This is a genomic window from Ensifer sp. 38_S197 (assembly GCF_056924495.1).
Genome location: NZ_JBXOVZ010000002.1, coordinates 3,077,227 through 3,090,303, shown reverse-complemented (window position 1 = coordinate 3,090,303; position 13,077 = coordinate 3,077,227). Strand labels below are relative to the sequence as shown.

General features: G+C 64.5%; 13 protein-coding genes. 11 read left to right on the top strand and 2 right to left on the bottom strand.

What is annotated here, in order from left to right; all coding sequences use genetic code 11:
- Positions 1 to 448: 448 nt before the first annotated feature.
- Entirely contained in the window at positions 449 to 1,234 is a 786-nt protein-coding gene (locus AC1Z3V_RS27975; protein WP_429807566.1) for a TSUP family transporter, read from the bottom strand.
- Positions 1,235 to 1,691: 457 nt separating this feature from the next.
- On the opposite strand from AC1Z3V_RS27975, the gene AC1Z3V_RS27970 reads away from it, so the two are divergent.
- The 6 genes from AC1Z3V_RS27970 (at position 1,692) to AC1Z3V_RS27945 (ending at position 7,065) form a co-directional block, all read left to right on the top strand.
- The gene (locus tag AC1Z3V_RS27970; protein ID WP_483502951.1) at positions 1,692 to 2,219 is read left to right on the top strand and encodes a cobalamin biosynthesis protein; all 528 of its coding nucleotides are present in this window, start codon (positions 1,692 to 1,694) and stop codon (positions 2,217 to 2,219) included.
- Between the two features lie 130 nt (positions 2,220 to 2,349).
- Entirely contained in the window at positions 2,350 to 3,189 is an 840-nt protein-coding gene (gene cobA / locus AC1Z3V_RS27965; RefSeq protein WP_483504167.1) for a uroporphyrinogen-III C-methyltransferase, read from the top strand.
- Positions 3,186 to 4,487 (top strand): cobyrinic acid a,c-diamide synthase CobB, encoded by a 1,302-nt coding sequence (locus tag AC1Z3V_RS27960; protein ID WP_483502949.1) that lies wholly within the window; start codon positions 3,186 to 3,188, stop codon positions 4,485 to 4,487. Before cobA ends, AC1Z3V_RS27960 begins: the two co-directional genes overlap by 4 nt.
- Entirely contained in the window at positions 4,484 to 5,515 is a 1,032-nt protein-coding gene (gene cobD / locus AC1Z3V_RS27955; RefSeq protein ID WP_483502947.1) for a threonine-phosphate decarboxylase CobD, read from the top strand. The genes AC1Z3V_RS27960 and cobD overlap by 4 nt, the downstream gene beginning before the upstream one ends.
- Positions 5,516 to 6,487, top strand: a complete 972-nt coding sequence (cbiB, locus tag AC1Z3V_RS27950; protein WP_483502945.1) for an adenosylcobinamide-phosphate synthase CbiB — start codon at positions 5,516 to 5,518, stop codon at positions 6,485 to 6,487.
- A gap of 188 nt (positions 6,488 to 6,675) precedes the next feature.
- Positions 6,676 to 7,065 (top strand): L,D-transpeptidase, encoded by a 390-nt coding sequence (locus AC1Z3V_RS27945; RefSeq protein WP_483504166.1) that lies wholly within the window; start codon positions 6,676 to 6,678, stop codon positions 7,063 to 7,065.
- Positions 7,066 to 7,165: 100 nt separating this feature from the next.
- On the opposite strand, the gene AC1Z3V_RS27940 is transcribed toward AC1Z3V_RS27945, so the two are convergent.
- On the bottom strand, positions 7,166 to 7,903 hold the full coding sequence (locus AC1Z3V_RS27940; protein WP_429807580.1) for a Crp/Fnr family transcriptional regulator: 738 nt from the start codon (positions 7,901 to 7,903) through the stop codon (positions 7,166 to 7,168).
- A gap of 303 nt (positions 7,904 to 8,206) precedes the next feature.
- Between AC1Z3V_RS27940 and hemN the strand changes: the two genes are divergently transcribed.
- The 5 genes from hemN (at position 8,207) to AC1Z3V_RS27915 (ending at position 13,057) form a co-directional block, all read left to right on the top strand.
- Positions 8,207 to 9,556 (top strand): oxygen-independent coproporphyrinogen III oxidase, encoded by a 1,350-nt coding sequence (gene hemN / locus AC1Z3V_RS27935; protein WP_483502942.1) that lies wholly within the window; start codon positions 8,207 to 8,209, stop codon positions 9,554 to 9,556.
- A gap of 115 nt (positions 9,557 to 9,671) precedes the next feature.
- Complete coding sequence (locus AC1Z3V_RS27930; protein WP_089044188.1) at positions 9,672 to 9,956, top strand: acyl carrier protein; 285 nt, start codon at positions 9,672 to 9,674, stop codon at positions 9,954 to 9,956.
- Positions 9,957 to 10,071: 115 nt separating this feature from the next.
- Complete coding sequence (locus AC1Z3V_RS27925; protein WP_173516803.1) at positions 10,072 to 10,557, top strand: 3-hydroxyacyl-ACP dehydratase FabZ family protein; 486 nt, start codon at positions 10,072 to 10,074, stop codon at positions 10,555 to 10,557.
- A gap of 1 nt (position 10,558) precedes the next feature.
- Positions 10,559 to 11,761, top strand: a complete 1,203-nt coding sequence (locus tag AC1Z3V_RS27920) for a beta-ketoacyl-ACP synthase (protein WP_483502939.1) — start codon at positions 10,559 to 10,561, stop codon at positions 11,759 to 11,761.
- Between the two features lie 12 nt (positions 11,762 to 11,773).
- Entirely contained in the window at positions 11,774 to 13,057 is a 1,284-nt protein-coding gene (locus AC1Z3V_RS27915; protein WP_483502937.1) for a beta-ketoacyl-ACP synthase, read from the top strand.
- Positions 13,058 to 13,077: the final 20 nt, after the last annotated feature.

Sequence of the window (13,077 nt, the reverse complement as noted above, 5' to 3'; positions counted from 1 at the left end):
GGACTTCTGGAAGCATGCATATAGATGCTCCACATGGTTTAGATCGCGGGTGAAGCTTGAAGACCGTTGCTAGAGTTGCGTTTGCCGTCGCATCGCTTTTGCTAATCACATCATGCAGTGAAACTGGCTCATCCCAAACGACCAGGACCGGCGCATCCGTCGTCGAGAAGGCGGAGAAAGCAAAGGCGGCTCCGACGCCAAAGCTGAGCCGAAAGCAACGGGCCGCGGCCGAAGCCGAGGCAAAGGCGCGTGCTGAAGCGCGCAGCCCTCGGCAATGCAAGACCCCCAAACAGATATGTGGCTACGGCGCGGGGCCGGCAGGCGAAGAATGCTCATGCTGGTCAACCACAGGCGCGCCCGATGTTGGCCTGACAGTCAAGTGAGTGACGTTCGCTGAAGCCGCGGCATCTCGTTGCGGTCTCTGCGAGCCGGGAACGCGCGCCTGACCTCAAAGCCCCAGCCAGATCCTGAGGGGATGCGACGGATCTGCCAGCAAGCGGACGGCAAGCGCGATCGAAACGATGACGAGCAGCGGCTTGATGATCTTGGCGCCCTTGGCCATGGCATAGCGCGAGCCGACCTGGGCGCCGAGGAACTGGCCGAATCCCATCATCAGGCCGACCTTCCAGAGGATGGCGCCGAAGAAAAGGAAGACGCCGAAGGCGCCGATGTTGGAGCCGAAGTTCAGGAACTTCGTGTGCGCGGTCGCCTTCAAGACGCCGAAACCGGCGAGCGTCACGAAGCCGAGCATGAAGAAGGAGCCGGTGCCAGGGCCGAAGACGCCGTCATAGAAGCCGATCAGCGGTACCAGCGTCAGCGTGAACACGAAGGGCGTGACGCGCCGGTGCTGGTCAACATCGCCCATGTTCGGCTTCAGGCCGAAGTAGATCGCGATGGCGATGAGCAGGAAGGGCAGCACCGCCTTCAGCACGTCACCCGGAACGACGGTCGCGAGCAGCGCGCCAAGCACTGAGCCCGCCGCCGACATCAGCGCCATCGGCAATTGCTCCCTGAGGTCCACATGTCCGCGCCGCGCATAGGAAAGGCTTGCCGAGCCGGAGCCGAACAGCGCCTGCAGCTTGTTGGTGCCGAGTGTCTGCAGCGGCGGAATGCCGGCGATCAGCATGGCGGGAATGGTGATCATGCCACCGCCGCCGGCGATCGAATCGATAAAACCGGCAATGAAGGCGGCAGCGAACAGGAAGGCGAGCAGGTGGAAGGCGAGATCTTGCACGGGAGGGACTCAGGAGGGGCCGGTCATGAGAGGCTTTTCCGCCTTGTGTCAGAGCCGGGCGCGTTTTGCAAAGCCTTCTGTTGCGGTGCCGCCGCGGGTGCAGCTCGCAAAAGAGCAAAACGCCAAGGATTCAAAACCTTGTTCTGAGTCGCTGTGTTTTCGGATGGAGGCGCGGCGATAGAGCGACGGCCGGAAGAGGCTGTCATCGCGATAGAGTGTGTAGGTAGCCGTCTTCGCCAATCGCGACATGACGATGGCGCAATCCGGTTTGACCGGCCTCACGTGCTTCGGTAAAAATGACGGATATGCGACGGCGTCCGCTTGGCGGACTGAAAGAGCGTCCGGTGCGGCCGACCCAGGCAGGGGGCCTTCAGCCGGTGCTGTCCAGATCGGCCCGGAACAGTCTGTTCCAGCCGGCGCTTCGTTAAGGAGAACCGACGAAGGGAGCCGGCCACCGATGGCATCGGTTAGCGGACCAAAGCAATTCCAGCAAAAGTGCGCAGCGGTTTTGCGTCCGGAATCGCGTGAAGATAACGCGCTGGCCGAGACGACGAAAGAAGAGGCCGGGCTGGTGCTCGGGCTCGGCTGCGAGCGGCGAACGCCGGCCGAGGAAGTGATCGCGCTTGCCGAGCGCGCCTTGGCTGCCGCCGGTGCGGCGCCTGCGGATCTCCGGCTGGTCACCTCGCTCGACGCCCGCGCCGAGGAACCGGCGATCCTGGCGGCGGCGAAACATTTTTCCGTTCCGGCGGCATTTTACGATGCGGCCACCCTGGAAGCCGAGGTTCATCGGCTCGCCAACCCCTCCGAGATCGTCTTTGCCCATACGGGCTGTCATGGCGTTGCCGAGGGTGCCGCCCTCGTCGGCGCCGGGGAAGAGGCCGTGCTGATCGTGCCGAAGATCGTCTCCGCGCATGCGACGGCGGCGCTTGCCGGCCCACGGGGAGACGGGGCGGCGCGCGTGCCGGCTGCGGCCGAGGTCGTCTGATGGGCGCTTATGTTGTTGAATTGAATCAATCTTTTGTCCGGGTTTTCTCTAAAATGGAATCCGGTTCTTCGCAGATCGAGTTAGGGGCACCGGCAGGCGGTGCCGGTATACAGGGTGGGCAGCACGAATGATCGACGACCTCTTTGCCGGATTGCCGGCGCTCGAGAAAGGTTCGGTCTGGCTCGTCGGTGCCGGCCCGGGCGATCCCGGTCTCTTGACCTTGCATGCGGCCAATGCGCTGCGCCAGGCGGACGTGATCGTGCATGATGCGCTGGTCAACGAGGATTGCCTCAAGCTCGCGCGGCCGGGTGCCGTGTTCGAGTTCGCGGGCAAACGCGGCGGCAAACCGTCGCCGAAACAGCGCGATATCTCGCTGCGCCTGGTCGAACTCGCGCGTGCCGGCAACCGGGTGCTGCGCCTGAAAGGCGGCGACCCCTTCGTCTTCGGCCGTGGCGGCGAGGAGGCGCTGACGCTCGTCGAACATCGGATCCCGTTCCGCATCGTGCCCGGCATTACCGCGGGCATCGGCGGGCTTGCCTATGCCGGCATTCCCGTCACCCACCGCGAAGTCAATCACGCGGTCACCTTCCTCACCGGCCACGATTCCTCCGGCCTGGTGCCGGATCGCATCAACTGGCAGGGGATTGCCAGCGGCTCACCCGTCATCGTCATGTACATGGCGATGAAACATATCGGCGCGATCACCGCCAACCTCATTGCCGGTGGGCGCTCGCCGGACGAGCCGGTCGCCTTCGTCTGCAACGCCGCAACGCCGGAACAGGCGGTGCTTGAAACGACGCTTTCGCGCGCTGAGGCCGATGTCGAGGCTGCCGGGCTGGAGCCGCCGGCAATCGTCGTCGTCGGCGAGGTGGTGCGGCTTCGGGCGGCACTCGACTGGATCGGCGCGCTCGACGGGCGCGAGCTTGCCGCCGATCCCTTCGCCAATCGCATGCGCAGGAACCCGGCATGAGCGGGCTGCTGATTGCAGCACCTTCGTCGGGCTCGGGCAAGACGACGGTGACGCTTGGGCTGATGCGCGCGCTGAAGAAGCGCGGTGTGGCAATTGCGCCAGGCAAGGCCGGGCCCGATTACATCGATCCCGCCTTCCATGCGGCGGCAACGGGCGAGCCCTGTTTCAACTACGATCCCTGGGCGATGCGCCCGGAACTGCTGCTTGCCAATGCCTCACAGGCCGCCGCGGGCGGCCGCATGCTGATCGTCGAGGCGATGATGGGGCTGCATGACGGTGCCGCTGACGGTTCGGGAACGCCTGCGGATCTCGCGGCAACGCTCGATCTTGCCGTCATTCTCGTTGTCGATTGCGCCCGCATGTCGCATTCGGTCGCCGCACTCGTCCGCGGCTACGCGGATCACCGCAGCGATATCCGGGTGGTTGGCGTCATCCTCAACAAGGTCGGCAGCGATCGGCACGAGAAGATGCTCTGCGATGCGCTGGAGCGGGTGCGCATGCCGGTGTTCGGCGTGTTGCGGCAGGACAGTGCACTTCAACTGCCGGAGCGTCATCTGGGCCTCGTGCAGGCGGGCGAGCATGGAGCGCTCGAAGGCTTCATCGAGGCTGCCGCAGCGCGGGTCGAGGCGGCATGCGACCTCGATGCCATCAGCCGCGCTGCGGCGGTCTCTCCACGCGGACCGGCCGCGAATATCGAGCGGCTGCGCCCTCTCGGTCAACGCATCGCCGTGGCGCGCGATATCGCCTTTGCCTTCTGCTACGAGCATCTGCTGTTCGACTGGCGGAGCGCCGGCGCCGAAATCTCGTTCTTCTCGCCTTTGGCCGACGAGGCGCCGGCTCCGGCCGCCGACGCCGTCTACCTGCCGGGCGGCTATCCGGAGCTGCATGCGGGGCGCTTAAGTACGGCTTCAACCTTCCGTTCCGGCATGCATTCGGCTGCCGGACGGGGCGCCCGGATCTTCGGCGAATGCGGTGGCTATATGGTGCTCGGCGAAGGGCTTGTCGCCGCCGATGGTGCACGCTACGACATGCTCGGCCTGCTGCCGCTGACCACCAGTTTCGCCGAGCGCAGGCGGCACCTCGGCTATCGCCGGGTCGTGCCCGTCGACAACGCCTTCTTCGATGGACCCATGACGGCGCACGAATTCCACTATGCGACGATCGTCGCCGAAGGGGCTGCCGACCGGCTGTTTGCGGTCAGCGACGCGGCCGGCGACGATCTCGGCCATGCCGGGCTGAAACGCGGCAACGTCGCCGGATCCTTCATGCACCTCATCGACATGACAGGTGCGCCATGAGCGTCGGAACGAGCGCACCGATCGTTCACGGCGGCGGCATCACCGAAGCCGCAGCCCGCTTTGGCGGCCGGTTCGAGGACTGGCTCGATCTTTCGACCGGCATCAACCCATGCCCGGTTGCTTTACCCGAGGTACCCGAGCGCGCCTGGCATCGGCTGCCCGACCGGCAGACGGTCGATGCGGCGCGGCTGGCAGCCCAGGAATACTACCGCACCCATGGCGTGCTGCCGTTGCCCGTGCCCGGCACGCAATCGGTGATCCAGCTTTTGCCGCGTCTCATGCATGAAAACGGGAAGACGCCGGCAAGCAGCCGCGTCGCGATCTTCGGGCCGACCTATGGCGAATATGCCCGCGTGCTGTCGGCGGCCGGCTTTGCCGTCGATCGCGTCGACAATGCCGATGCCGTGAGCGCCGCGCATGGCCTGGTCATCGTGGTGAACCCAAACAATCCGACCGGCCGTGCCTTCGCCGCCGCCGATCTTCTGGAACTGGCCGCGCGGCAGCGCGCGAGCGGCGGACTGCTGCTGGTCGACGAGGCCTTCGGCGATCTGCAGCCGGAACTGAGCGTCGCCGGCCATGTGCGCGGCGAGGATAACCTCATCGTCTTCCGCTCCTTCGGCAAGTTCTTCGGGCTTGCCGGCTTACGCCTTGGTTTCGTCGTCGGCAGCGAGCCGGTCCTTGCTGCATTCGGTGATTGGCTTGGCCCCTGGGCCGTTTCCGGTCCGGCGCTGACCATCTCCCGCGCGCTGATGCAGGGCGATACGGCAGCGATTGCGGCCGGTATTCGCGAACGGTGCGCCGGCCTCGATGCGGCGCTGGATGGGGCAGGGCTCAAGCGGATTGGCGGCACCGGGCTTTTCGTGCTGGTCGAGCACCCAAGGGCCGCTCTGCTGCAGGAGCGGCTCTGCGAGGCACATATTCTGACCCGCAAGTTCGACTATGCGCCGACCTGGCTCAGAATCGGTCTGGCGCCGGATGCGGCAGGTGACCGGCGGCTGGCAGATGCGCTTGCCCGGATGGAACTCTGAATGTCCAGCACCATCCTTCTCGTCCTCGCGCTGGCGCTGGTGATCGACCGTCTCGTCGGCGATCCGCACTGGCTGTGGGCGCGCGTGCCGCACCCCGTGGTCTTTTTCGGCAAGGCCATCGCCTTCTTCGATGACAGGCTGAACCACGAGGATCTGGCGGATGGCGCGCGCAAGTTTCGCGGCGTCGTCACGATCGTGCTGCTGCTCGCCGTCAGCGCCTGGCTTGGCCACCTGCTGCACCGCCTGTTCGCCACCTTCGGCCCGCTCGGTTTCCTGCTGGAGGCGGTGCTGGTCGCCGTCTTTCTGGCGCAAAAGAGCCTGGCCGATCATGTCCGCCGCGTCGCCGCGGGCTTGCGGCAAGGCGGGCTCGAAGGGGGGCGGAGCGCCGTTTCGATGATCGTCGGCCGCGATCCGAAGACGCTCGACCAGCCGGCGGTCTGCCGCGCGGCGATCGAAAGCCTCGCCGAGAACTTCTCCGACGGTGTCGTGGCGCCGGCCTTCTGGTATGCGGCCGCCGGTCTGCCCGGCCTGCTCGCCTACAAGATGCTGAACACGGCCGACTCGATGATCGGCCACAAATCGTCGAAATATCTGCACTTCGGCTGGGCCTCGGCGCGGCTCGACGATCTCGCCAATCTGCCGGCAGCAAGGCTCTCGATCCTGCTGGTCGCTGCCGGCGCGCTGATCCACCGTGGCGCGCGCGCCGCCAAGGATGCGCTTGTTGTGGCCCTTCGCGACCACGGCCTGCACCGCTCGCCGAATTCCGGCTGGCCGGAAGCGGCGATGGCCGGCGCGCTCGACCTGCAGCTTGCCGGCCCGCGCATCTATGGCGGCGTCAAGGTCAGCGAGCCGATGATCAACGGTCCGGGGCGCGCCGTTGCGCGAAGCGAAGATATCGATGCCGGCATCGCCGTATTCTATGGCGCCTGCACGGTGATGACCGTTGTCGTTCTGGCCGTCGCGCTGATTTGATCGCGTCGGCGGCGCCCGTCCTGCGAAAACGAGTTTCGCGTTAACACTTTGCTTTCCATATGTATTAAGATTGCCTCATACTCGGCCGGTTATTCTCTTCGGATGTCTGGTGCCACCGGCAAGTATTGCCCTCCCGGAGAGAGCGAAGCATGCGGAATGCGCTTTTGACCGTGCTCGTCGCCGCCTTGATGCAATTTTACGTTCAACCGGTGAACGCCGCCAATCTCATTGCCGATATCAGCCTGTCCTCGCAGACCATGACCGTGACGCAGAACGGCATCGTCATGTATCGCTGGAAGGTGTCCACCGCCCGCAGGGGCTATGTCACGCCGCGCGGCAGCTGGAAGGCAAAATGGCTCTCGCGTTACCATCGCTCGAGCAAATACGACGACGCCCCCATGCCCTTTGCGGTGTTCTTCAATGGCGGTTACGCCATTCATGCCACCTATGACATCAAGCGGCTCGGGCGCCCGGCATCGCACGGCTGCGTACGGCTGCATCCGAACAACGCCGCCGAGTTCTTCGCACTGGCGCAGCAGCACGGGTTGGCGAATACGCGTATCGTCATCACGCGCTGACGGCTCGGCGTTGCCCGTGCTGTTTCGTCCGGTTCGCTGATGGGTAATCCCGCTCAAGAAAATAGAGTACGGGGAGCAGCGTCGCGACGCCGAGCGCCGCTCAATCGATGCCGGCCACATCCATCAGCCGGTCAAGGCTCGGCACGGTGACGTGGCGGCTGTTTTCGATGCGGATGACGTTGTCCTTGCGCAGCTTGGTGATCTGCCGGCTGACGGTTTCGATTGTCAGGCCCAGATAGTCGGCGATGTCGGCGCGGGAGAGCGGCAGGTCGAATTCCTTCGCGGTTCCGTGTTCCGGATCGATATGGGTGGCGATGATATAGAGGAAGCTCGCCACCTTCTCCTGGGCGGTCTTGCGCCCGAGCGTCAGCATCCAGTCGCGCGCCTCGTCGAGCTCCTTCAGTGCCTGCTCATGCAGCCGGTGTTCGAGACCCGGCGCCTCGGAAACGAGCCGCTCGATGACGTTGCGCGGGAAGCAACAGATATCGGTGTCGACGGCGGCTTCCGCCGTGAGCGCGCTTTCGCGGGTGAAGGGGCGGCCCATGAAGTCGGGCGCGAACTGCAGGCCGACGATCTGCTGGCGGCCATCGGCCAGGACCTTGCTGAGCTTGACGACGCCGCTGATGATGTTGGCGTAGCTGTCGGTCGTTTCGCCCTGGCCGACGACCTCGCGGCCGGGCTCGATGCTGCGGCGGGTCGAGTGGCGGCTGAGGTCGAGCAACTGATCCGGGGTGAGCGTTCCGCAAACGCCGCCATGACGCGCCTCGCAGGCCACGCAGACGGCCGGAATGTCCGAGTTATGGATATCCTTGCGGCGATGTTCGTTCACGATCTGCAATTCTTTCTACCTGCATGTCGTTGCTCTTACAGCGCCGCGCGTCTCATGAGACGCGCAAAGGCCGCTGTGGCACTTTGAAGTGCTGCCTGTTTTTTCCTTCAAGGAAGCATGCAGCAGGATGACCAAAGAGGATGCGGGTGGTTAAATCAAGAGTTGACAGGTGCTAATTCCGAAAGCGCGAAACAATGTCTCATGCTGACTTGCGCATTGTCAATTTTAACGTGTTAATTCGGCGACTTGATCAAAATCAAAGGCGTCTTCGCGCATCCGCCCTATGCCATCGCCATGACAGCGGAGAGACCGATGGAAGACGCGCTTATCCTCAAATATGCGGGCCCGGTGCCGCGCTATACCAGCTACCCGACCGCCCCGCATTTTTCCGAGGCGGTGGGCCCTGCGGACTATGAAAGCTGGCTCGATGCGATCGGCCCGGGTGAGGCGATTTCGCTTTATGCCCATGTGCCCTATTGCGACCGGCTCTGTTGGTTCTGTGCCTGCCACACCAAGCAGACGCTCCGCTACGATCCCGTCGCAACCTATTTGCAGGGCCTGCATCGCGAGGTTGCATCGGTCGGCGGGCGGGTGAACCGTGAAGCCCGGGTAACGGCGCTGCACTTCGGCGGCGGTTCGCCGACGCTCGTCCGGCCGGAGGACATGATCGCGCTCAAGCGCATCTTCACCGATCACTTCACCTTCGCGCCGGATTGCGAGGTCAGCGTCGAGATGGATCCGAACGACCTCGACGCGGCGCGTCACGATGCGCTGGCGGCGATCGGGATGACACGGGCGAGCTTCGGCATCCAGGATTTCGACCCGGTGGTGCAGAAGGCGATCAATCGCATCCAGACCTACGAGCAGACCCGCAATGCGATCGAGGCATCGCGGGCGAGGGGTGTCAGCTCGGTCAATTGCGACGTCCTCTATGGGCTGCCGTATCAGAGCCTTTCGTCACTGGAGCGGACGATGGAGGCAGTGCTGACGCTCGCGCCCGATCGCGTCGCGCTCTTCGGTTACGCGCATGTGCCGTGGATGAAGACGCACCAGAAGATGATCCCGGACGAGAGCCTGCCCGGCGTGATCGAGCGTTTCGCGCAGATGAGCCGGGCGGCCGACATGCTGCTGTCGGCCGGCTACGAGGCGATCGGCATCGACCATTTCGCAAAGTCCGAAGACAACCTGGCGCGCGCCAGCCGGGAAGGGCGCCTCCGCCGCAATTTCCAGGGCTATACGGACGATGCGGCGGAAACGCTTGTTGGCCTCGGCGCCTCGGCGATCGGCCAGTTCCGTCAGGGCTATATCCAGAACATGCCGGCTGCCGGCGAATATCTGCGCCATGTGGAGCAGGCAGGCATGGCGGCGGTACGCGGTTATCGCTTCACGCCGGACGACCGGTTGAGAGCAAAAGTGATCGCCGACATCATGTGCCGTTTCGCCTTCTCCTTTGACGAGGTCGAACGGGCATTTCCGGGGTTGGCCGGCGCGGTGATCGAGGAGGCGCGGCTTTTCCGGGCGCGCGACGCCGACCGGCTAACGATGATCGAAAACGGTGTCTTCAGCCTCACCGAACGCGGACGGCCCTTTGCGCGATCGGTGGCGGCCGCCTTCGACGCCTATCTCGGCAATGGTCGCGGGCGGCATTCGGTCGCTGTTTGAGGCGTAAGCCTGCAACACCGGTTTTCAATTCGCGAACGGTTGCAATCAAGGCCATTGGCTTTTGCGGCGCATTTACCTATAGGATCGCCGAGACTCGACTTAAGTTACTAGAGGTATGCGCGTGACAGCTACATTCGACAAGGTTGCCGACATCATTGCGGAGACGAGCGAGATCGATCGCGAGACGATCACGCCGGAAAGCCACACGATCGACGATCTCGGCATCGACAGCCTGGACTTCCTCGACATCGTCTTCGCGATCGACAAGGAATTCGGCATCAAGATCCCGCTCGAGCAGTGGACGCAGGAAGTCAACGAAGGCAAGGTCTCGACCGAAGAGTATTTCGTTCTGAAGAACCTCTGCGCCAAGATCGACGAACTGCGGGCTGCCAAGGGCTGATCGGGCTTTCGCCCAAGCCTTGCCGCACCAATTCCAATGCCGCCCGTCGCGCCCCGCGCTTGACAGGCGGCATTGGCGTTTTTACTTGAGCCCGAAACGAACAGGGTGAGCCTCCATGCTCCTTGAATACTTCCAGATGATCGATCGTGTCGAAACGGTCGATCTTTCGGCTGGCCGGCTGACGGCGCGGTCCGTCGTTCCCGAGAAGAGCCCGGTGTTCGAAGGCCATTTTCCAGGTTACCCGCTGGTGCCGGGCGTGCTCCTGATCGAGACCATGGCGCAGGCCTCCGGTTTCCTGGTGCTCGCCGCCACCAATTTTGCCGCCATGCCCTTCCTGATGTCGGTCGACGGCGCCAAGATGCGCACCTTCGTCGAGCCCTCGGCCGAACTCGAGATCGAGGCCTTCCTCGAGCATGAGGGTTCGGGCTTTGCCGTTACCAAGGCGAAGATCACCTCGGCCGGCAAGAAGGTCTGCGACGCTCAGCTCAAACTGAGGACGATGCCGTTCGATCAGGTTCCGCTCGGCGATATCGTTCGCAAGCGGGCCGAGGAACTGGGCCTGATGGCGGCTCTTTCGGCGACAGCCGGTTCGGAGAAGTAAGATGACCAAATCCGCAAACGACGTTGTCATTACCGGCGTCGGCATCGTCACCAGCCAGGGCGTCGGCGTCGAACCGCATCTGGCCCTTTTGAGCGCCGACGCTTCGCCGGCGGTGCGCGTCGAGACCGAGAAGTTCAGCCCCTATCCGGTGCATCCGCTGCCGGAAATCGACTGGTCGCAGCAGATCGCCAAGCGTGGCGACCAGCGCCAGATGGAAAACTGGCAGCGCCTCGGCGTCTTCGCCGCCGGCCTGGCGCTCGATGATGCCGGTCTCAAGGACAATCTCGAAGCCTGCGGCAGCATGGACATGATCGTCGCTGCCGGTGGCGGCGAGCGCGACATCAACGTGGACTCGCTGATCGTCGACGAAGCGCTGAAGCGCAACGATCGCGAACAGCTCCTCAACGAAAAGCTGACCACCGAACTGCGCCCGACGCTGTTCCTCGCGCAGCTTTCGAACCTGCTCGCCGGCAACATCTCGATCGTGCACAAGGTCACTGGTTCGTCGCGCACCTTCATGGGCGAGGAAGCGGCCGGCATCTCGGCGATCGAAACCGCCTTTGCACGTATCAAGGCCGGCCAGTCGAGCCATACGCTCGTCGGCGGCGCGTTCTCGGCCGAACGTCTCGACATCATTCTCCTGATCGAAGCCATCCAGGGCCACGCGCTCGGCGACTGGCACCCGATCTGGTCACGCAAGGCCGAAAACGGCGGCGGCATGATCCTCGGTTCGGTCGGCGCCTTCCTGGTGCTGGAATCGCGTGAATATGCCGAAGCCCGCGGCGCCCGCATCTATGCCACCATCGATGCGATCGGCGGCGACCGCGGCTCGCGTGAAAGCGGCAAGCTCGAAGCCCGCCTTGCCGATCTCGCCAAGCCCGCCGAGAAACTTGACCCGGCTTCGACCGTCGTATTCTCCGGTACCTCCGGTTTCCATGATCTCGTGGCATGCGAGAAGGCGTTTCTCGAGGCGAATCTGGCCGGGGCGCCGGTGCGTGCCTATGGCGGCCTCGTCGGCCACAGCATCGAGGCGCAGTTCCCGCTCGGCCTGGCGCTCGCGGCATTGTCGCTGGGCGAGGGTGCCAAGGTGCCCGCCTTCGATGCCGGCGCCGAGAAGCCGATGACGGCAGCGGCGAAGAGCGCCGTGGTCACCACCATCGGCCATTCGCGCGGCGAAGGCGTCGCCGTCCTTTCGGCGGAATAACAGGAGCGGACCATGAGCAACGCTTACAAGGATCATCTCGGCCGCCCGATCATCGCCATTACCGGCATGGGCGTCATCACCTCGCTCGGCCAGGGTGTCGAAGACAACTGGGCAGCACTTTCGGGCGGCGTCTCGGGCATCCACAAGATCACCCGTTTCCCGACGGAGGGCCTGAACACCCGCATTTCCGGCACGGTCGACTTCATCGACATCCCCGCGAACAATGCCGTCGAGCGCTCCTATGCCATGGCGCGTGAAACCACGCTGGAAGCGCTGGCGCAGGCCGGCATTTCCGGCGACTTCAACGGCCCGCTGTTCCTGGCCGCCCCGCCGGTCGAGCCGGAATGGAGCGCGCGCTTCGAGCTTGCCGACCGTTCGCCGCCGTCGGAGCGTCCGGGCGACGCCTATAACCGTTTCCTCGCCGCCATGCGCCAAAAGGCCGATCCGGTGTTCCATGAGGCCGTGCTCTTCGGCTCGATCTCGGAACGCCTTGCCGATCGCTTCGGCACGCGCGGCCTGCCGGTCACGCTGTCGACCGCCTGTGCCTCGGGAGCCACCGCGATCCAGCTTGGCGTCGAGGCGATCCGTCAGGGCCGCACCGATCGTGCGCTGACGGTCGCGACCGATGGCTCGGTCAGCGCCGAGGCACTGATCCGCTTCGCGCTGCTTTCGGCGCTTTCCACCCAGAACGATCCGCCGGAAAAGGCGTCGAAGCCCTTCACCAAGGACCGTGACGGCTTCGTCATCGCCGAAGGTGCAGCGACCCTCGTGCTCGAATCTCTGGAAGCAGCGGTCGCCCGCGGCGCCCGCGTCTACGGCATCCTGAAGGGCTGCGGCGAGAAGGCCGACCTCTTCCACCGCACGCGCTCCTCGCCGGATGGTGGCCCGGCTATCGCGACGATCCGCGCGGCCCTTGCCGACGCCGGCATCGACGAAAACGGCATCGGCTACATCAATGCCCACGGCACCTCGACGCCCGAGAACGACAAGATGGAATACCTGTCGATGTCGAACGTCTTCGGCGATCGCCTGCCGTCGATCCCGGTCTCGTCCAACAAGTCGATGATCGGTCACACGCTGACGGCGGCGGGTGCGGTCGAGGCGGTGTTCTCGATCCAGACGATGCTGACCGGCACGCTGCCGCCAACGATCAACTACCAGAACCCCGATCCGGCGATCGTGCTCGATGTGGTGCCGAACGTGAAGCGCAGCCAGCAGGTGACTGCGGTGCTGTCGAACTCCTTCGGCTTCGGCGGCCAGAACGCCAGCCTCGTGATGACTGCCGAGCCGGCTTGAGCCTTTACGAGGACAAGGCG